Raw genomic sequence first — 19,322 nt, forward strand, 5'->3', positions numbered from 1 at the left:
TCACATCTCCTGGAAGCGGGCGAGTCGGGTGAACAGCGGGTCGGAGCCGAGCAGTTCGCGGTAGGTGCCCGAGGCGGACACCCGTCCCCCGTCCAGCACGTGGATCCGGTCGGCGGTGCGGATGGTGCTCAGTCGGTGGGCGATCACCAGGCGGGTGCGGTCGAGGCCGGCGACGGCGTCGGCGACCCGCTGCTGGGTGGCGTTGTCGAGGGCGGAGGTGGCTTCGTCGAGCAGCAGCACGGCGGGGTCGCGGACCAGGGCGCGGGCCAGCAGCAGGCGCTGCACCTGGCCGCCGGAGAAACCCTGCGCGTCCTCGCCGACCCGGGTGCCCAGACCCATCGGCAGGGCGCGCAACTCGTCGGCGATGCCGGCGAGTTCGGCGGCGTGCCAGATGCGTTCCTGGTCGATGTCGGGGTCGGCGCCGGCCAGGTTCTCCAGCAGCGAGCCGCGCAGCATCCGGCCGTGCTGGAGCACCGAGCCGAGCTGTCGGCGCACCAACCGGGCGTCCAGCGTGGCGAGTTCGCGCCCGTCGTAGCGGATCGCGCCGGACTCGGGCTGTTCGAAGCCGAGCAGCAGCCGGATCAGGGTGGACTTGCCGGCGCCGGACGGGCCGACCACGGCGACGAACTCGCCGGGCTCGGCGTGCAGCGACACCCCGTCGAGGGCGGGCAGCGCGCTGCCCGGGTAGCGGAACGTCACGTTCTCCAGGGCGAGTCGGCCCTTCAGCCGGCCCGGGTCGGCGAGCTGCCCGGTCCGGTCGGCCCCGGCGGCGGCGGCCGGTTCGGCAAGGATCGGGCGCAGCCGCTCCAGCACCGGGGCGACGCCGTACGCGCTCGCCGCGGCGTGGGTGACCTGGCCGAGTGCCAGGGCGACCTGGCCGGCCGCGACGCCGGCCGCCATCAGGTGCCCGGCCGCGGCGGCCGGGCCGAAGGTCGCGCCGGCCAGCAGCACGGCCAGCAGCAGCGGTTGCAGCGCGGTGGTCAGCGCCCCGGCGGCCGCGTCGGAGCGCATCGCGGCGGCGTCGGCGCGTTTCTGCCCGGCGAACGGGGTCGCCCAGCGGGCGAAGGCCTGGATCTCCCGGCCCGCGGTCTGGATCTTGTCGATGCCCAGCAGCAGCCCGTACAGCACCCCTTGGAGCTGCCCGTGCGCCTCGAACACCTGCGATTCGAACTCCTGGCGGCGACGGCCGAGCAGCAGCAGCACGGCCGTCACCGCCAGCACGGCGAGCAGCAGCAGCCCGCCGAGCCGCCAGTCCACCAGCAGCAGCACCGTCAGGCCGGTGACGGCGAACACCGCGCCCAGCACGGCGCCCACCAGCACCTCCGAGAGGGCCTGCCGGGCCTGCGCCACCGCGTTCGCCCGGTGCACCAGATCACCCGTGGTGAAGTCGCGGAAGAACCGCGCGTCCTGGGCCAGCAGCCGGTCCCAGACGGCGGGTTCGAGCGCGTGCTGCACCCGGCTGGTGAGCCGGACGGCCGCGGTGTTGCGGACCAGCGTGAGCAGCCAGGACGCCACCACCGCGGAGCCCAGCAGCACGGCCAGCCAGCGCACCGGGTGCTTCTCGGCCAGCAGCAGGCCGGGCAGCAGCACTCCGGTGGACAGCGGGACGAGCAGGCCGAGCAGCGCCGAGACCAGCCCCGCGAGGCTCAGCACCGCGAGGTCCCGGCGGGCACCGGGAACCGCGAGGGCGAAGCGCAGCAGGACTCCCGGGGTCGGGCGCCCCGGTGGCAGCGGCGGGTACAGCAGCAGCGCCTGGCGGCTCAACTCCGTCCGGGCGGAGGCCCGTTCGGAGGCCGGGTCGTGACGGCGGTGCCGTCCGGCCCGGGGTATCAGGGCGATCGGCCGGCCGTCCTCGGCGGCGAACGCCACCATCGGGCCGGCCGTGCCGCGCTCGTCCCCGTCCGGGAGGGTGACGGGGCGCCAGCGCACCTGGGCCCGGCGCAGCAGCGCCGTCACCGGGTCGGCGGCGTCCCGCACCGCGGCGGGGATCTCCTCGGGCACCGGCACTCCCAGCGCCCGCAGCACCTCCCGCGCCTGGTCCGCGCGGTGGCGCGGCGCGAACGGCGAACGGTCGCCGGGGCGCGGGGAGGTGGGCGGACGGTCGGTGGTGGCGGCGGTGCCCAGTTCGGCCAACGCGGCCGCGAGTGCGGTCCGGTTGGCAGCCGCGGTGGCGTCGGCCCGGGTCGCCGGGTCGCGCTCCTCGTCCGCCGCGGCGGTCTGCGGGCCGTCCTGGCGGGCGGCGGTGGCGGTGCTCATGCCTGCTCCTCCGTTCGGGCGGGGTGGTTCTCGGCGCCGGCCGTGCCGTGGCCGGCCTCGCGCAGCAACTCCCGGTAGGGGCCGTCCTGTTCGGCGAGTTCGGCGGGCGGGCCCTGCTGGACGATGCGGCCCCGGTCGATCACCACGACGCGGTCGGCGGCCTGGATGGTGCTGAGCCGGTGGGCCAGCACCAGGCAGCTGGTGCCGCGGCGGCGCAGGTGCGCGTTGACGGCGGCCTCGGTGTGCGCGTCCAGCGCGCTGGTCGCCTCGTCGAGCACCACCAGGGCCGGGTCGAGGGCCAACGCCCGTGCGATCTCCAGGCGTTGGCGTTCGCCGCCGGACCAGTTGCGGGCGTCCTCGTCGATCCGGGCGTCCAACCCGCCGCGCCGGCGGACGAGTTCGGCGGCCTCCGCGTCGGCGAGGGCCCGGTGCAGGGCGTCCTCGTCGGCGGACGGGTCCCAGAGCGTCAGGTTCTCCCGGACGGTGCCCTCGAAGAGCCTCAACTGCTGTTCCACGTAGGCGACCTGGGAGGTCACGACGGACCGGTGCCAGTCGTCGCGGGGGCGCCCGTCGAGCAGCACCTCGCCCTTCCACGGGCGCAGCACGCCCGCCGCCAGCCGGGCCAGCGTGGACTTGCCGCTGCCCGAGCCGCCGACCACGGCGACCCACTCGCCGGGGGCGATCCGCAGCGAGATGCCGGACAGCGCGGGCGGCCGGTTCGGGTCGTAGCCGAACTCCAGCTCGCGCAGCTCCAGTTCGCCGCGCAGCCGGACGGGTTCGGCCGGGCTGTCGAGGACGGGCGTCAGGTACGGGTCGACCTCGCTGGTCGCGACGTCCTCCAGCAGCGCGTTCTGCGCCCGGGCGACGGTGAACTCAGCACCGGTGCCGACCAGTTGGGACACCGGCAGGAGAAACCCGTTGAGCAGCAGCAGGAACGCCAGCAGCGTGCCGAAGGACAGCGAGCCGGCCAGCAGCAGCACCGTGCCGGCGACCACCGCGACGGCGGCGGCGGCCGAGTTGAGCGCGCCGGGCAGCGAGAGCGGCACCAGGACGGACTCGGCGACCCGCTGGCCGGTGTGCGCGGCGCGGGCCTGCCAGCCCGCCCAGGAGCGGAACAGCGCGTCCTCCGCGCCCTCCGCCTTGACCGTCTCGATCGCCGAGACGCCCGCGAACGCCACCCCGTCGCGCTTGTGGCCCTCCGCGTGCAGCCGGTGGATCATGCCGCCCCGGCGGCGGTCGGCGGAGCGCAGCGCGAGGGTGTCGAGGACCGCGACGGCCAGCGGGATCGCGGCCAGCTCCGGGGCCAGCCAGACCAGTGCCGTCAGGTGCACGGCGGCGGCGGCCAGTGCGGACGCCGCGCCCGCGACCCGGTAGGACAGCAGGTTCGCCAGGCCGTCGTTGAGCTGCACCCGGGTGACCAGTCCGCCCAGCTGCCGCCGGTGGAAGAACGCGCCCGGCAGCCGCAGCATCCGCCACAGGAAGGCGGCCGAGGAGCGGGCGGCCATCGCCTCCAGCACCCGGTTCACCATCGCCGAGCGCAGCCAGTTCCCGGCCAGCACCAGCCCCGCCACGGACAGGCCGGCCACCGTCAGCGGCACCGCCCAGCCGTCCGCGCCGCCGTTCACCACGGCCGCCAGGTACGTCCGCAGCAGGAACGCGCCCGCCACGCCCGGCACCGTCATCAGCATGCCGACCAGCACCGCGACCAGCAGCGGCCAGGCGTACGGCCGCATCCGTTCCGCGAGCGAGCGCAGCAGCGGGAAGCGGCGGCCGCCGCGCTCGAAGTCCGGGCCCGGCTCGAAGCCGACGGCGATGCCCGCGAAGGAGTCCCAGAACTCCGCCGGGGTCGCCGAATAGGAGCCCAGCGACGGGTCGTTGAGGTACACCCGGCCGCGCTTGACGCCCTCGAACACCGCGAAGTGCGGGCCGGTCACCAGCACCATCGACGGCACCGGCACCGAGCCCAGCCCCTCCAGCCGGTCCTCGCCGCGCACCACCCGGCGGCCCCGGGCCACCAGCCCGTACCGCCCGGCCGCCCGCGCCACCGCCGCCGCACTCACCCCGTCCCGGCTCACCCCGCACGCCCGCGACGCCTCCTGCAACGTCACCCGCCGCCCGAACGCCCCGAGCACCACCGCGAGACACGCGGCCCCACAGTCCTGCTCCTCCATCTGCGGAACGACGGGAGTACGGATGTGCTTGCGGCGCTTGGCGGTTGGGGACTTGGCAGGCTTCGGGGACTTCGCGGACTCGGGGGCTTCGGGAGTCGGTGCAGGGTCGATCCGAACGTGGCGACCGGCCGGGCCTTCGGTGGCTGTCTCGGGGGGCGGTGGTGGGGGTTCGGCGGTGTGGGTGGTGGTGGGTCTCATCGCTTGGCCTCCTTTCCGAGGACGGCCTGGTACGGGTGGCGGCTGCCGAGGTCGATGCGGACGTCGAGGGGCAGGGGGGCGGGGAGGGGGGTGTTCGGGGGGAGGTGGGCGTAGGCGAGCCAGAGGGGGGTGGCGCCGGTGGGCAGGCCGGGGACGGTGGTGGGGAGGGTGCCGTCGAGGGTGTCGGCGCGGACGGGGAGCGGGTCGATCCGGTCGATGACGGCGTGGACCGCTCCCCCGCCGGGCAGCGGCACCAGGACGGGGCGGCCCGGGGTGAGCTTCGCGGCGTCCTTCGGGTCGGCGACCAGCAGGCGGAGGGTGGGCGGCGCGTCGGCCGCGTCGAGCGCCAGTACGGGCGCGCCGGGGGCGAGTTGCGCGCCGGGCGCAGTCAGCAGGGCGCTGACGGTGCCGCTCACGGGGGCGGTCAGGTCGGTGGTCGTCCCGTCCGGCCCGGCGAGCTGCGCCAGTGTCTGGCCGGCCGTCACGCGCTGGCCGGGGCCGACCCGGAACGCGACCAGGCTGCCGGCCCGTGTCGCGGCGACCCGCACCGGCGCGGTGCCGTGTGCGGCGACGGCGGGCACCGTCAGGGTGTTCGGGAGGGTGCCCCACACCGTCCAGCCCGCGCCCGCGCCGACGGCCAGCACCAGCGCGACGCCGGCCACCCACAGTCGCGCGCCGATCAGCCGCACCGGCCGGTCGAGCCCGGGCTCCAGGACGGCGGCGGCCCGCGCCGCGGCGACGGCGGCGGTCTGCCGGCGTGCGGCGGTGTCCGTGTTCGGGGTCTCGGTCGCGGTGCTCACGCCGCCACCTCCTCGTGCTGGCGCAGCGGGCAAAGCACCGGGAGTTCGCGGATGCCGCCGAAGGCGAACTGTTCGTGGCGGCGCGCGGTGGCGTCGGTCAGCGTGGTACCGAGCCGCCGGGTGCGGCCGGCTTCGGCGAGGCCGCGCAGCACGGCGGCGCCGGCGATCAGCGACAGCGGCGCGCCGAGGCAGTGGTGCGGGCCGTGGCCGAAGGCGAGGTGCTGGCGCTCGGGGCGGTCGGGGTCGAAGCGGTCGGGGTAGGCGTAGCGCCGCGGGTCGCGGTTGGCGGCGGCGTACAGCAGCATGGCGACGCTGCCGGCCGGGATGGCGGTGTCGCCGAGGGCGACCTCGCGGGTGAGGGCGCGGGCGCTGGCCCGGACGGGGCTGCCGAGCCGCTGGGCCTCGTCGAAGACGGCGGCGGCGAGCGCGGGTTCGGCGCGCAGCCGGGCGTCCAGGCCGGGGGTGCGGATCAACTCCCAGGCGGCGACAGCCAGTCCGGAGGTGAGCGTTTCGAGGCCGTTGGCCAGCAGCATCACCACGAAGGCGAGCAGTTCCTCGGTGTCGAGGCGGCCCTCGTCGCGGGCGGTGGTCAGCCGGGAGATCAGGTCGTCGCCGGGCCGGGCGGCCCTTTCGGCGCACAACTCCTCGACGTAGCGGCGGAATTCGGCGAACTCGGCGTCCAGCTCGGCGGCTTCCGGACCGTCCCCGAAGGGGTCGAGCAGGGAGCGGGCGACCAGGGAGGCCCAGCCGGTGATCCGGTCGTGCTCGGAGTCGGGGACGTCCAGGATGGCGCAGGAGACGGCGACCGGCAGCGGCACGGCGAGGTCGGCGACCAGCTCGAAGGAGCCGGCGGCGATCAGCGGGGCGAGCAGTCGGGCGGCGGTGGTCTCGATCCGTTCGCGCATCTGCTCCAGCCGGCGGTGGCTGAACGCGGCCGTGGCGAGCCGCTTGAGCCGGGTGTGGTCGGCGCCGTCGCGCATCGGCAGCATCCGGTTGACGACCTTGAGCAGGGCGGTGTTGCCCGCCCGGGGCAGTCCGACGGTGGTCGGGTCGACGTTGGTGCCGGGGTTCATCAGGACGGCGAGGATCTCCTGGTGGCCGGAGACCACGTACAGCGGGCCGAGGTCCAGCACGGGCGCCTCGGCCAGCAGCCTGCGGTAGAGCGCGGGTGGGTCCTGCTGCGCGGTGGGCTGCTGGATGAACCGCGTCAGCTCGTGCCGGAGGCTGTCCATGCCCGGCTCTCCTTCAATCCGACGGTGGGGCAACGGCGTTGGGGCCGGGTGGGGTGCGGGGGTGGGCCGCCGGAACGGACCACCCCCGCACAGGACCCGAATTACTCGGCCGCGACCTCGGCGACGGAGTTCGACACCGAGCTGAAGCTCGACACCGGGCAGGCGGCGGAGAGCAGGGAGGAGACGGAGACGCCGCCGTTGACGGTGTCCAGCTCCTCGACCTCGATGTCGAACTGCTCGTCCTTGTTGATCTCGTTCTGCGCCATGGGAATCTCCCTCGGGTTTCGCGGCGCCGGCCCGCTCGTCGGGTCGGTCGCCTCGTCTTTCGGTGGCCGCCGTTCGCTTTTCCGGTTCTGCGTTTCTCCGGTTCCGCTCTCGGCGATGTCTCAACTATGACCGGGTTCCGAAAACCCGTGCAGTAGGAGATGTCAGTTCCCCGGCAGCGTAAATGTCACGACCCGGGATGACATTTTGCACATACTCTGACCTGCGGCGATGCGCTACTTGCAGATACTCGCACGCACCCGTCACGCTGCATTCATGACACCTCTTTCCGAGAAGAATTCCCCGGCCGTGGAGGTAGTGGATCTGCGGCGCAGTTACGGCGACTACGAGGCGGTGCGCGGCATCTCCTTCACCATCGCCCGCGGTGAGCTCTTTGCTCTGCTCGGCACCAACGGCGCGGGCAAGACCACCACGCTGGAGGTGCTGGAGGGCTATCACCCGCCGACCTCCGGCAGCGTCCGGGTGTTCGGCCTGGACCCGTTCACGGCGGGCACCCGGGTGCGCCGGCGGACCGGCACGATGCTCCAGGAGGGCGGGTTCTTCAAGGAGCTGACGGTCAAGGAGACGGTCGACTGCTGGCGGTCCTTCACCAGCCGGGCCCGTCCCACCGCCGAGGTGCTGGCCCGGGTGGCGCTGGAGGCGAAGGCGGGCACCCGGGTCGGGCAGCTGTCCGGCGGCGAGCGGCGGCGGCTGGACCTGGCGCTGGCGGTGCTGAACGACCCGGAGCTGCTGTTCCTGGACGAGCCGACCACCGGCATGGACCCGGAGGCCCGGCGGGCCACCTGGCGGCTGGTCGAGGAGCTGCGGGCGGGCGGCACCACGGTGGTGCTGACCACCCACTACCTGGAGGAGGCCCAGCAGTTGGCCGACCGGGTGGCCATCATGGACGCCGGCCTGATCGCGGCCGCGGGCACCGTCGGGGAGGTGCTGTCCGGCCGCGGCGACCTGATCACGCTGCCGCTGCCGCCCGGCCGCCCGCTCGCGTCGCTGCCCGAACTGCTGGGCGCCGCACCGTCGTTGGCGGACGGGCGGGCGGTGTACCGGGTGCCGCGTTCGGCGCCCGCGCTGGCCGCGCTGCACGCCTGGTCGGCCGCGCAGGGCGTCGAGCTCGACGGGCTGGAGGTCCGCGCCAGCTCGCTGGAGGACGTCTTCCTCGACCTGGCCGCCGCCCACCGCCCCACCGGCCCTGCCGCCCGTCACGCCGCCGCCCGTCACCCCGCGCCCGACCCTGTCGCCGCTCCGGAAGCCCACCGTCACGCCGTTCCCGAGGGAGCCTCCCGATGAGCTGGTTCAGGTACGCCAAGGGCCAGTTCGGCCTGTCCTGGAAGGTGTTCTGGCGCAACCGGCGGTCCACCTTCATCGGGTTCCTGCTGCCGGTGCTGCTCAACCTGGTGATCGCCGCGCCGCTGCGCGACCAGCGGATCGGCGGGGTGAACGCCGCCGGCTACGTGGCGGTCGGGCTGCTCGGGCTGGCGCTGGTGACCTCGTTCGTCAACCTGCTGGGCGCCGTGGTGGCGCGCCGCGAGGAGCTGGTGCTCAAGCGGCTGCGCGGCACCGAGTGCCCGCCGAGCGCGGTGTTCGCCGGGCAGTTGGGCGCGGGCGCGGTCGTGGTGCTGATCCAGGCGCTGGTGCTGGGCGGCGTCGCGGTGGGCTGGTTCGGCGCCCCGCTGCCGGCCGATCCGGGGCTGCTGCTGCTCACCCTGCTCGGCGGCTACCTGCTGTTCTCGGTGCTGGCGGTGGCGCTCTCCGGGCTGACCCCGACCACCGAGACCGCCCCGCTGGTGGCCACGCCCGTCCTGGTGCTGTGCATGTTCGGCGCGGGCGTGTTCACCCCGGTCGCCTCGCTGCCCGACTGGCTGCGGGGGCCGGCGGGCGCGCTGCCGCTGTCGCCGGTGATCCGCGGGCTGCGCACGGCCTGGTTCGGCCGCGAGTTCGGCGCGGAGAGCTGGACCGGCGGCCCGCTGCGCGAGCTGGACCTGCTGCACGGATGGACGTCCGCCGCCCCGTCGCTGCTGCTGGTGGCAGCCTGGCTGGCGGCCGCGTTCGCACTCTCCCGCCGGCTGCTGCGCTGGGAGCCCCGACGCGGCTGACGCACCCCCCGACCGGCCCGCATGAAGCGCGAAACGCCGCCGGCCTCCCCGACCGGGGGCCGTCGGCGTTAAACAATGGAGCGTCAACTCCGCGCGACGTAGGCTGCGTTGTCCGAATCTTGTTCGAACGGCGCGAACCTTCGCCGCAGTTGAGACCGGAGACACCGCGTGACCTCCAGCACCACTCCCGCCGCCAAGGTCGACTTCTACTTCGACCCGGCCTGCCCGTTCGCCTGGATCACCTCCCGCTGGATCCTGGAGGTGCAGCAGCTCCGGCCGATCGACCTGCGGTTCCGGGTGATGAGCCTGTACGTGCTGAACGAGAACCGTGAACTGCCGGACTGGTACCGCGAGTTGGTCGACAACTCGCTGGCCCTCACGCGGATCTGCACCGCCGCCGCCGTCCAGCACGGCGAGGAGGTGCTCCCGGCGCTGTACACGGCCATGGGCACCCGGATCCACAACGGCGGGAACAAGGACTTCCCTGCCGTCGCCGCCGAGGCCCTCGCCGAGGCCGGGTTGCCCGCGGAGCTGCTCGCCGCCGCCGACACCGACCAGTGGGACGAGGCGCTGCGCAAGAGCCACCACGAGGGCATGGACCCGGTCGGCGAGGACGTCGGCACGCCGACCATCCACATCGACGGGGTGGCGTTCTTCGGCCCGGTGCTGAACTCGATCCCGCGCGGCGAGCAGGCCGCCGCCATCTTCGACGGCGCCCGGGCGCTGGCCAACTTCCCGGACTTCTTCGAGCTGAAGCGCACCCGCACCGGTTCGCTCAACTTCGACTGACAGCTGACAGCTGACAGCTGACGGCCGGCGGTCGGCCGCCGACATCGGACGGCTCACGGCCGCCGGCCCGCACCGGCACCCGCACCGACGAGGAGGAGACCCCCGATGGCCGCCACCATGAGCGCCGCCGAGTTCCTGGCCCTGCACGATCGCACCGACCCCTCGGACCCGCTGGTCCTGCCGAACGTCTGGGACGCGGTCAGCGCCCGGGCGTTCGCGGACGCCGGCTTCACCGCGCTGGCCACCTCCAGCTCGGCCGTCGCCGCCACCCTCGGCCACCGGGACGGCGGCCACACCCCGGCCGACGAGATGTTCGCCGCGGTCAAGCGAATCGCCCGTTCGGTGGACGTCCCGGTGACCGCCGACATCGAGGCGGGCTACGGCCTCGCCCCGGCCGAGATCGTCGAACGGCTGCTGGACGCGGGCGTGGTGGGCTGCAACCTGGAGGATTCCGTCGCCGCCGCCAGGCAGCTCAACGACCCGGACCGGCACGCCGATTGGCTCGCCCAGGTGCGCGCCGCCGCCGGCGACCGGCTGGTGCTGAACGCCCGGGTCGACACCTACCTGTTCGGCGACCGCACGGTGGAGTCGACCGTCAAGCGCGCCGCCCTGTACATCGACGCGGGCGTGGACGTCGTCTACCCGATCCTCGCCCCCGAGTCGGACCTGCCCGAACTCGCGGCCGCCGTCGCCCGCCCGCTGAACGCCCTCTGCCACCTCGACGCCACCACCCCGGCCCGCCTCGGCTCGCTCGGCGCCGCCCGCGTCACCTTCGGCGGCTCCCTCCAGGTCCGCACCGCGGAGGACATCACGGCCCTGGCCCGCCGCATCGCCCCGCAGTAGGCCACCGACGACACGCCCGCGGGCCCGCTCCGGCGATCGGAGCGGGCCCGCGGGCGTGGTCAGGGCAGGTCGAGGGTGATCACCGCCGTCGTGCCGAGCAGCACCGCCGGCGGCAGCACCGCCAGCGCGAAGGTGACGGCCCGCAGCCACGGCCGGCGGCCCCGGGCGGTCGGCAGGCCGGGCCAGCGGCGGACGGACTCGGCGGCGGCCGCCGCCCAGAGCCCGGCGCCGAGCGCGCCCAGCACGCCGGGCAGGTGCCCCCACTCGCCGAGCCGCAGCGCCAGCAGCCAGCACGCGGCGCCGGACACCGGCAGCGAGACGGCCTTCAGCCGGTCCAGCGGGCGGGACGGCCGCGTTCGGCGCGGGCGCACCATGCCGAGCAGCGCGAGCGCGGGCACGCCGGCCGCGAGCAGCGCGGTGCCGGCCAGCAGCACGGGGTGCGGGCTCTGCGGCTCGTCGAACTCGGCGGCGTCGATGCCGAGCAGCTCGAAGCCGATCCGCTCGACCGGGGTGCGGGTGGAGTTGGCGAGCACCACCACCGCCCGCCCGTCGGCGGTGTGGGCGAGGAACGTCCGGGTGCCGTTGGTGAGTCCGTTGTGCCAGCGGACGGTGGTGCCGCCGGCGTTCCACAGCTGCCAGCCGAGGCCGATGTGCCCGTCGCGGTCGGCGTAGTCGGGGACGGCGGCGCGCGGCCGGTGGGTGAGGGCGAGCGCGGCGGGCGGGTTCGGGCCGGCGTTGGCCCGCAGGAAGGCGGCCAGGTCCGCGCTGGTGGTCCAGGTGCCGGTGCCGACCGCTTCCCAACCGGGGTTGGTCCACGGCACGACCGGCGTGCCGGCGGTGTGGAACGGCAGCGCGGCGCCGTCCGGGGTGCCGGGGGTGGTGCGGACCGTGGTGCGGACCATGCCGAGCGGGGCGAGGACGCGCTCGCGCAGCGCGGTGGGGTAGTCGCGGCCGTCCACCTTGGCGAGGGTCTCGCCAAGCACGGCGTAGCCGAGATTGGAGTAGGACCACGCGGTGTCCGGCTTCGGGCCGAAGCCGGACAGGCCGGCCAGCGCGTGCACCGGGTCCGGCAGGATCGCGTAGCCGTTGCCGCCGAGCAGGTAGCCGGCCATCGCCAGCGGGAAGCGCGCGCCGTCGCTCGGGAAGGACGGCAACCCGGCGGTGTGGGTGGCCAGTTGCTCGACGGTGATGCCGGCCACCGCCGGGTCGGCGAAGGTCCGCTCGGGCCACAGCGCGCCGACGGTGTCGGTGAGCCGGATCCGCCCGTCCTCCAGCAGGCTGCCGAGCAGCGACGCGGTCAGCACCTTCTGGGCGGAACCGGTCTCGAACGCGGTGTCCGGCGTGACGGGGGTGGAGCCGTCGACCGTCCCCAGCGCGGCGCGGGTGACGGTGTCGTGGTCCACCACCGCGACCGAGACTCCGACCGAGCCGCCCGCGCCCTGCCCGTCCGGCAGCAGCGCGGCGACCCGCTCGGCCAACGCGGCGTCACCGCTGCGGTGCGCGGCGACCGGTGCGCTGCGCGGGCCGGCCGCGAAGGCGGCCAGTGCGGCGACCACGGCCACCGCCGCCGTCCACCGCGCACTCCTGCGGGCGGCTCGGGGCGGTGCCGAGGTGGTGTCGGACGGGGGCACGGGCTCCTCCGGGAGGTACGGGCGGCATGGTCGCCGCCGGTTGACGACACCTCACGTTCCCGCAGGTCAGCAGGGTGCCGCGGCGGCCGACCGGACCGCTTCGAAGTGGCCGATCGGCCACCCCGGGGGCGTGCGCGGCTGCGTACGGTGGGTGGCATGCACAACCGATCGGCCGGCGGTCCGCCCGTCCACGCCCGCACGGACGCCCGCACGGACGCCCCCGCGCGCCCGGGCGGCGGCGCCCGGCACACCCGCCTGCTGCCGTCCGTCCTCGCCGCACCCGCGCTGCTGCTGGCCCTGCTCGCCGACCTCGACCGCTGGTGGGGCATGCGGCCGGGGCCGCCCGCGGACGCCCTGTTCCTGCTCTCCGGCACGGCCATGGGCGTGCTCGCCGGGTGGGCGCTGCACCGCCCCGCACGGACCGCCCCGGCGGCCACCGGCGCCCTGCTGGTGTCCTTCGCCGCCTCCGCCGGGTACCACCTGCTGCCCGCCGGCCACCGGCCGACCGGCCTCACCGAGGCCCTCGCCGTCGCCCTGCTGCTGCCCCTGGTCGCCTACCGCTGCCGGCCGACGGCGGTCGCGGGCACCGCGCTCGCCTCCTTCGCCGCCCTGCTGGCCGCCGCCGGACGCGACGGCGGGCCGTACGACGTGGACAACGCGCTGCTGGTGCTGGTGCTGCTCGGCCCCGGCCTGCTGCTGCGCTGGCGGGCCGAACGCCAGGCCTGGCACATCGAACGCGCCGTCCGCGCGGAACGCGGCGCCCTCGCCCGCGACCTGCACGACATCGTCGCCCACCAGGTCACCGGCATCGTCGTCCAGGCCCAGGCGCTCCAGTACGTCGCGGCCCACGACCCCGCGCTGCTGCGCGAAGCCCTCGCCGACATCGAACACGCCGGGGCCGAGGCCATGACCGCCATGCGCCGCATGGTCGGCGCGCTGCGCGACGGCGAACACCTGCCCCGGAGCGCCGACTCACCGGCCGGCGGGCTCGCCGCCCTCGCCCGGCCCGGCGACCGCCACCGGGTCGAGGTCGCGGTCGACGGCCCGGCCGAGCTCGACCGCGTCCCGGCCGAGATCGGCGCCGCCGTCCTGCGGATCGCCCAGGAGGCCGTCACCAACGCCGACCGCCACGCCCGCGCCGCCACCCGGATCACCGTCCGGCTCCGCACCGACGACGGCCGGCTGCGGCTGGACGTCCACGACGACGGCCGGGGCCCGGCCCGCGCCCCCGGCGGGGACGGCTACGGCCTGATCGGCATGGCCGAACGCGCCAAACTCCTCGGCGGCGCCTTCCGGGCCGGCCCGGACCCGTCCGGCGCCGGCTGGCGCGTCACCGCCACGCTGCCGGGGACGGCCCGATGACCATCCGCGTCCTGCTCGCCGACGACCAGCGCATGGTCCGCACCGGCTTCCGCTACATCCTCGACGCCGAACCCGACATCGAGGTGGTCGCGGAGGCCGGCGACGGCATCGAAGCCCTCCGCCTCGCCGAGCAACACCGGCCCGACGTCTGCCTGTTGGACATCCGGATGCCCGGCCTGACCGGCCTCGACGTCACCCGCCGGCTGGCCGGCCCCGGCGTCCCGGACCCGCTCCGCGTCATCGTCGTCACCACCTTCGACCTCGACGAGTACGTCCACGAGGCGCTGCACGGCGGCGCCGCCGGCTTCCTGCTCAAGGACGCCGGCCCGGTCATGCTCATCGAGGCCGTCCGCGCCGCCGCGAGGGGCGAAGCCATGGTCTCCCCGCAGATCACGGTCCGCCTGCTGCGGCACTTCACCTCCCGCCGGGCCGCGCCCCCGGCCCGGCACCCCCTCACCGACCGCGAACTCGCCACCGTCCGCGCGGCCGCCACCGGCCTCACCAACCCCGAGATCGCCGACCGCCTCTACATCTCCCTCGGCACCGTCAAGAAGCACCTCGCCGCCGCCCAGCTGAAGCTCAACCTCCGCAACCGCGTCGAACTCGCCGCCTGGGCCCACCGCCACGGCCACCTCGACGACCCCACCTGACCCGCCCAACGCCACAGGCCCTCCCCGCCGCGCGGAGAGGGCCTGTGGCCTGCGGTTCTGCTGTGCCCCAGACAGGAATCGAACCTGCGACACCGGCTTTAGGAGAGCCGTGCTCTATCCCCTGAGCTACTGAGGCGCGGCCGACGGAACACCCCGCCGACCGGTCACAGCCTAGCGGATCGGGCCCGCACGGTGGCCCGCCGTTTCTCCGGCACCCGGTGGCCTCCCGCCGCCGGGCGGTCGAGGCGGCCGGGTCACTGCAGGACGTAGAGCGCGATCGCCACGGAGGCCACGCCTCCGGCGAGGCTGACGGCGGCCCGGAGACGCGGCTGGCCGTTGATCCGGGCACGGAGAGCCGGGGTGTGGTTCGGGTCGTGGAGTCGGGCGCGCTTGACGGCGTGGTCCCACTCGGCCTGCCTGCGGCTGCGGAGGCCCCGGAAGTCGGCGAGCAGGGCCAGGCCGTAGAGGCACATGACGACGCCCACGACGATGACGGCGACGCCCTCGACGAGGTTCTGCGAATCGGCGGCGCTGAGATACATGAAGCCTCCATGTCGTTCGACGGTCCCGAAGTCCCCGCCGGGCCCGGCGCGTTCGCCTCGTGCGCACCCGATCGGGCGACCTCATTGGTGCGACTGTATGACCGACCGCACCGGCCTGGCCGGGGTTCCGGCACAGGGAACCGGACCGGGCGTGGCCTTACGGTGGATTTGTTCGTTCTTGTGACAGATCCGACCTCTCCGAAAGGCACCGGCCCCGTGACTTCCTCTCCTCAGACTCCGTTCGGCGGCCTCGGCAGGATCCTGGTGATCATCCCGACCTACAACGAGGCGGAGAACGTCGAACGGATCGTCTCCCGGGTCCGGGTTGCCGTCCCGGAGGCCCATGTGCTGGTGGCGGACGACAACAGCCCCGACGGGACGGGCAAGTTGGCGGATGGGCTGGCCGAGGCCGACGAGCAGGTGCGGGTGCTGCACCGCAAGGGCAAGGAGGGCCTGGGCGCGGCGTACCTGGCCGGGTTCCGCTGGGGCATCGACAACGGGTACGACGTGCTGGTGGAGATGGACGCGGACGGCTCGCACCAGCCGGAGGAGCTGCCCCGGCTGCTGACCGCGCTGCGCAGCGCGGACCTGGTGCTGGGTTCGCGCTGGGTGCCGGGCGGCGCGGTGGTGAACTGGCCGAAGTCGCGGCTGCTGCTGTCCAAGGGCGGCTCGACGTACTCGCGGCTGATGCTGAACGTGCCGATCCGCGATGTCACCGGCGGCTACCGGGCGTTCCGCAAGGAGACGCTGCTGGGCCTCGGGATGGACCAGGTCGCCTCGCAGGGCTACTGCTTCCAGGTCGATCTGGCCTGGCGGGCCGTCAAGGCCGGGTTCAAGGTGGCCGAGGTGCCGATCACCTTCGTGGAGCGCGAGCACGGCGCGTCGAAGATGAGCCGCACCATCGTGGCGGAGGCCCTGTGGCGGGTCACCGCGTGGGGCGTCTCCGACCGGGTGGCGCGGCTCACCGGCAGGCGCTGAGCCGGGGCCCCACCGAAAAGCCTCCGCAGCCCGACGGGCGGGTGCGGAGGCTTCTCAAGTGCCCTGCTGTCTCAGCCGAGGCGCAGCAGGCGGTCGGCGATGGACGGCGGCGCCAGGTTCGTCTGGAGCGCGACCGGGACCTCGATCTTGTCCGCACCGTCGCCCGCCGACAGGGTGCCGACCTGGGTGCCGGCCGGCAGGGTGTGGGCGATCCGGCCGATCGGGGTGAGGGTCAGGTGCGCGGTGATGCCGGACCAGCCCGCCACCGTGAGGTCCTTGGTGGCCACCACCGGCACCTTGCCGCCGATGCCGTCGCTGACGTAGCCGACCACGTCGCCCTGCTTGGCCAGGGTCTGCCCGGTCAGCGCGGACTGCGCGGCCACGTTGATCTGCTGGCTGACCGGCTGGGCCGCCGTCACCAGGCCGTCGACCTTGGTCTGCGGCTGGCCGAGGGTGACGCCGACCAGGGTCCGCTTGACGCCGCCGATCTCCTTGACCGCCGCCCACATGAAGCAGGACTGCGCCGGGCTGGACGAGCCGGTCTTGCCGCCGATCATGCCGTTCTGGCCGAGCAGCTTGTTGGTGTTGTAGATCCGCTGGCCCTTGAAGTTGGTGTCGGGCTCGGCGATGACCTGGCGGAACACCTCGTCCTTGATCACCTCCTGGGCCAGCTTCACCTGGTCCTTGGCGGTCGACTTGGTGTCGTTGTTGTACCCGGCCGGGTCGGCGTAGCTGGTGTTGGTCATGCCGAGCTGCTTGGCGGTGTCGTTCATCTTCTTGACGAACGCCTCCTCGCTGCCGGAGTCCCAACGCGCCAGCAGGCGGGCCACGTTGTTCGCCGACGGCAGCATCAGCATCTCCAACGCCTCGTACTGGCTGAGCTGCTGGCCCTCCACCAGCGTCACCCGCGACTCGTCGCCGTTCGTCGACTCCTGCGCGGCCTGCTTGTCGACCGTCAGCATCGGGCCGGTCTGGCCCTTCTTCAACGGGTGCGCCTGCAGGATCAGGTACGCGTTCATCACCTTGGTGACGGACGCGATCGGCACCGGCGTCTCCTCGCCGGACGAACCGAGATCACCGACCCCGATCACCTCGGCCGCCGCCTGCCCCTTGGCCGGCCACGGGATGTTCAACTGCCCGCCCTGGAACGTGAACGAGTCCGCCAGCCCGAGCTTCGCCTTCGGCGCGGGCAGCGGGCGCAGCAGCTGCACGGACGCCAGCACGCCGAACACCACCGCCAGGAAGACGCCCCAGATCACCACCCGCTTCATCGCCCGCCGCAGCGGGGTCATCGGCCGGGCGCTCAGCGCCTTCAGCACCTCCAGCGCCTCGACGGTGCTCTCCGGCCCGGCGGCGGCGGGGGCGGCAGCGGCCGCCGGCGCGAGGACGGGCGCGGACGCGGCCACGGGCTTCGCGGGCGGGCTCGGCTTGGCGGGCGCCGGGGTAGGGGCCGGAGTCGGCTTGGACGCGGTCCCGTCCTTGGGCAGTCGCAGCATGACGGTCTGCTCGGGCTTGGCGGGAGCGTCCTTCGACTCCTCCGCCTCGTCGTCCGGCTCGACCTTCCCGATGCGCAGCGTCATCGTCGGCTCGGCCACGGCGGGAGCGGGCTTCTCCTCGACCTTCTCGACCTTCTCGATGCGCAGCGTCATCGTCAGCTCGGGCGTGGCCGGAGCGGGCTTCGCCTCGTCGTCGGCGTCCTCGTCCTCCGACTCCCCCGCTTCCGCCTCGGGCTCCGCAGCCTTCTCGACGCGCAGCGCCATGGTCGGCTCGACCACGACCGGAGCAGGCTTCTCGTCGGCCTCCTCGGCCTCCGCATCCTCCTCGGCCGTCTCGTCCTTCTCGGCCTTCTCGACGCGCAGCGTCATGGTCGGCTCGACCACAACCGGAGCAGGCGTCTTCTCGTCGGCGTCCTCGGCCTCCGGCTCCCCCGCAGCCGCCTCGGCCTCCCCGGACTCCTCGACGTCCTCCGGCTCCTCCTCCGCCTTCTCCCCCGGCTCGACGCGCAGCGTCATGGTCGGCTCGGCCACCGCCGGAGCGTCCGCCGACTCCTCTTCCTCCGTCGCCTTCGCCGCCGACACCCGCCCCAGCCGCAGCCCGGGCGCGTCCGCCGTCAGCGCGGCGCCGGCCTCCGGCAGGTCGAGGTCGGTGGCGGACTCGGACGGGTTCGTGGACTCCTCGGCGTCGCGAACGCGGAGGTGCACCGTGGAGGAGCCGCCCTCGCGAGGAGCTCGCTCTTCGGCTTCGGCCTCGGCCGGCCTCGTCGTGCCGTCGCGCGGTTCGCTCTGCGGGGACTTGCCCACGTAACCCACTCCTCCTCGTCCACCCCGGCGGTTGCCGGTCCGATCACACAAGCTGGTTTTTTTCGCGCGGGTTCTCGACCCACCCGAGTACCTGTACAGTCTCCGGCACCGTGGCCACGATGGCCCGCCGCACCCCGCCCCACCGGCGGTTTTCCCTGCCCGCACGGGCCGTTGCCGGTTCAGACGCGGCGGCGTCGGACGGCGGTTCCAGCCTGCCTGGCCAAGGTCACGATTCGGAGGCGTACTCGACAAGCCTGTGTGAGAGGCGTCACCCTGTCATTCATCCACGCGGGGAGGCTTGGATGGGCAGGAGCCGCAGAACTATTCCCGAGGAGCTGTTGCTGCTCGCGCTGGACCCGGCCACGGGTACCACCGCGCAGCCGCAGACCCTCGACCTCGGACTTGCCGGGGCGCAGCTCGTCGAGCTGTCCCTGGCCGGAAGGATAGTCCCGGACGGGGACCGGATCGCCGTGGTGGTGCCACGGCCGACCGGCGACCCGACGCTGGACCATGCGCTGGAGCTGTTGCGCAGGCGCGGCAGTCCGGTGCGCGCCGCGCACTGGATCGGCGGGCCGCGCCTGGGCCTGAGGCAGACGTACCTGGCGCACCTGGAGCGGTGCGGCATGGTGACGGCGGTGCCGGGCCAGGTGTGCGGCGTGCTGCCGACCACTCGCTATCAGGCGTCGGACGACTGCACCAACGCGGCGATCAAGCAGCGGCTGGACACGGCGATCCGCACCGGCGTGCCGCCGGACCCGCGGACGGCGGCGTTGGCGGCGCTGGCGCACGCGGTGGGTCTGGGCAAGCATCTGTACCCGGGCAACGAGGGGCGGTCCTCGCGCTCCCGGCTGCGGGACCTGATCCGGTACGACCCGCTGGGCGGGATGGTGGCCCACGCGGTGATGGACGTGCAGAACGGTCTGCCGGCCCAGCAGGGCAGGTCGGTGCCGGCCGGTTCGCGGGGGCCGGCCGGTCGGCCCGCCGCCGCGGGGCGCGGTGTCGCCAGCCGGGTGGGCGCGCGGTGAGCCGCGCGCGCCGTTAGGGCTTGTCGTTCGATGCGGTTCGAGGGCGGTCGTCCTGGTGCGAGGCGCCGGGTGGCCGCCCTTCACCGTCCCCGCGACCGTCCCCGCGCCGAGCCGTCCTGCACCGGCCCGTCCGGCGGCGGACGGGATTCCGCAGCGCCGGCGGCCGTCAG

Annotated in this window: 16 protein-coding genes and 1 tRNA gene; 8 read left to right on the forward strand and 9 right to left on the reverse strand. The window is 74.6% G+C overall.

Features of this window, described 5'->3' with window-relative positions; genetic code table 11:
• The 5 genes from ACWEMJ_RS17950 to ACWEMJ_RS17970 form a co-directional block, all read right to left on the reverse strand.
• Positions 1–2,256: an ATP-binding cassette domain-containing protein gene (locus ACWEMJ_RS17950; protein ID WP_452138019.1), complete on the reverse strand. Its 2,256-nt coding sequence runs from the start codon at positions 2,254–2,256 to the stop codon at positions 1–3.
• Complete coding sequence (locus ACWEMJ_RS17955; protein WP_452138020.1) at positions 2,253–4,625, reverse strand: ATP-binding cassette domain-containing protein; 2,373 nt, start codon at positions 4,623–4,625, stop codon at positions 2,253–2,255. Before ACWEMJ_RS17955 ends, ACWEMJ_RS17950 begins: the two co-directional genes overlap by 4 nt.
• Positions 4,622–5,425 carry a biotin/lipoyl-containing protein gene (locus tag ACWEMJ_RS17960; protein ID WP_452138021.1) on the reverse strand — a complete coding sequence of 268 codons (804 nt, stop codon included), beginning with the start codon at positions 5,423–5,425 and terminating at the stop codon, positions 4,622–4,624. The genes ACWEMJ_RS17955 and ACWEMJ_RS17960 overlap by 4 nt, the downstream gene beginning before the upstream one ends.
• The gene (locus ACWEMJ_RS17965; RefSeq protein ID WP_452138022.1) at positions 5,422–6,657 is read right to left on the reverse strand and encodes a cytochrome P450; all 1,236 of its coding nucleotides are present in this window, start codon (positions 6,655–6,657) and stop codon (positions 5,422–5,424) included. The genes ACWEMJ_RS17960 and ACWEMJ_RS17965 overlap by 4 nt, the downstream gene beginning before the upstream one ends.
• 101 nt (positions 6,658–6,758) lie before the next feature.
• A complete protein-coding gene (locus ACWEMJ_RS17970) occupies positions 6,759–6,923 on the reverse strand; it encodes a hypothetical protein (protein ID WP_157852240.1) in 165 nt (54 codons plus the stop codon).
• A gap of 274 nt (positions 6,924–7,197) precedes the next feature.
• Here ACWEMJ_RS17970 and ACWEMJ_RS17975 point away from each other — a divergent pair, with 274 nt between their 5' ends.
• The 4 genes from ACWEMJ_RS17975 to ACWEMJ_RS17990 all read left to right on the forward strand — a co-directional run bounded on the left by ACWEMJ_RS17975 (position 7,198) and on the right by ACWEMJ_RS17990 (position 10,664).
• On the forward strand, positions 7,198–8,226 hold the full coding sequence (locus ACWEMJ_RS17975; protein ID WP_452138023.1) for an ABC transporter ATP-binding protein: 1,029 nt from the start codon (positions 7,198–7,200) through the stop codon (positions 8,224–8,226).
• A complete protein-coding gene (locus ACWEMJ_RS17980; RefSeq protein WP_452138024.1) occupies positions 8,223–9,032 on the forward strand; it encodes an ABC transporter permease in 810 nt (269 codons plus the stop codon). The genes ACWEMJ_RS17975 and ACWEMJ_RS17980 overlap by 4 nt, the downstream gene beginning before the upstream one ends.
• A gap of 168 nt (positions 9,033–9,200) precedes the next feature.
• Complete coding sequence (locus tag ACWEMJ_RS17985) at positions 9,201–9,821, forward strand: mycothiol-dependent nitroreductase Rv2466c family protein (protein ID WP_452138025.1); 621 nt, start codon at positions 9,201–9,203, stop codon at positions 9,819–9,821.
• A 105-nt stretch (positions 9,822–9,926) separates the two neighbouring features.
• Positions 9,927–10,664 carry an isocitrate lyase/PEP mutase family protein gene (locus ACWEMJ_RS17990; protein ID WP_452138026.1) on the forward strand — a complete coding sequence of 246 codons (738 nt, stop codon included), beginning with the start codon at positions 9,927–9,929 and terminating at the stop codon, positions 10,662–10,664.
• Positions 10,665–10,723: 59 nt separating this feature from the next.
• Here ACWEMJ_RS17990 and ACWEMJ_RS17995 read toward each other — a convergent pair whose 3' ends face one another.
• Positions 10,724–12,295, reverse strand: coding sequence for a serine hydrolase domain-containing protein (locus tag ACWEMJ_RS17995; protein ID WP_452138027.1), 1,572 nt, complete (start codon positions 12,293–12,295; stop codon positions 10,724–10,726).
• A gap of 156 nt (positions 12,296–12,451) precedes the next feature.
• Here ACWEMJ_RS17995 and ACWEMJ_RS18000 point away from each other — a divergent pair, with 156 nt between their 5' ends.
• Entirely contained in the window at positions 12,452–13,657 is a 1,206-nt protein-coding gene (locus tag ACWEMJ_RS18000; protein ID WP_452138028.1) for a sensor histidine kinase, read from the forward strand.
• Positions 13,654–14,307 (forward strand): response regulator, encoded by a 654-nt coding sequence (locus tag ACWEMJ_RS18005; protein WP_452138029.1) that lies wholly within the window; start codon positions 13,654–13,656, stop codon positions 14,305–14,307. The genes ACWEMJ_RS18000 and ACWEMJ_RS18005 overlap by 4 nt, the downstream gene beginning before the upstream one ends.
• Positions 14,308–14,370: 63 nt before the next feature.
• Here the strand turns inward: ACWEMJ_RS18005 and ACWEMJ_RS18010 are convergent.
• Positions 14,371–14,443: transfer RNA gene (locus tag ACWEMJ_RS18010), tRNA-Arg, on the reverse strand.
• 118 nt (positions 14,444–14,561) lie between these two features.
• The gene (locus ACWEMJ_RS18015) at positions 14,562–14,849 is read right to left on the reverse strand and encodes a hypothetical protein (RefSeq protein ID WP_452138030.1); all 288 of its coding nucleotides are present in this window, start codon (positions 14,847–14,849) and stop codon (positions 14,562–14,564) included.
• A 216-nt stretch (positions 14,850–15,065) separates the two neighbouring features.
• Between ACWEMJ_RS18015 and ACWEMJ_RS18020 the strand changes: the two genes are divergently transcribed.
• Positions 15,066–15,827 (forward strand): polyprenol monophosphomannose synthase, encoded by a 762-nt coding sequence (locus tag ACWEMJ_RS18020; RefSeq protein WP_452138031.1) that lies wholly within the window; start codon positions 15,066–15,068, stop codon positions 15,825–15,827.
• A 71-nt stretch (positions 15,828–15,898) separates the two neighbouring features.
• On the opposite strand, the gene ACWEMJ_RS18025 is transcribed toward ACWEMJ_RS18020, so the two are convergent.
• Positions 15,899–18,127: a serine hydrolase gene (locus ACWEMJ_RS18025; protein WP_452138032.1), complete on the reverse strand. Its 2,229-nt coding sequence runs from the start codon at positions 18,125–18,127 to the stop codon at positions 15,899–15,901.
• A 302-nt stretch (positions 18,128–18,429) separates the two neighbouring features.
• Between ACWEMJ_RS18025 and ACWEMJ_RS18030 the strand changes: the two genes are divergently transcribed.
• Entirely contained in the window at positions 18,430–19,152 is a 723-nt protein-coding gene (locus ACWEMJ_RS18030; RefSeq protein ID WP_452138033.1) for a GOLPH3/VPS74 family protein, read from the forward strand.
• Positions 19,153–19,322 lie beyond the last annotated feature (170 nt).

This window comes from Kitasatospora sp. NPDC004531, assembly GCF_053602195.1.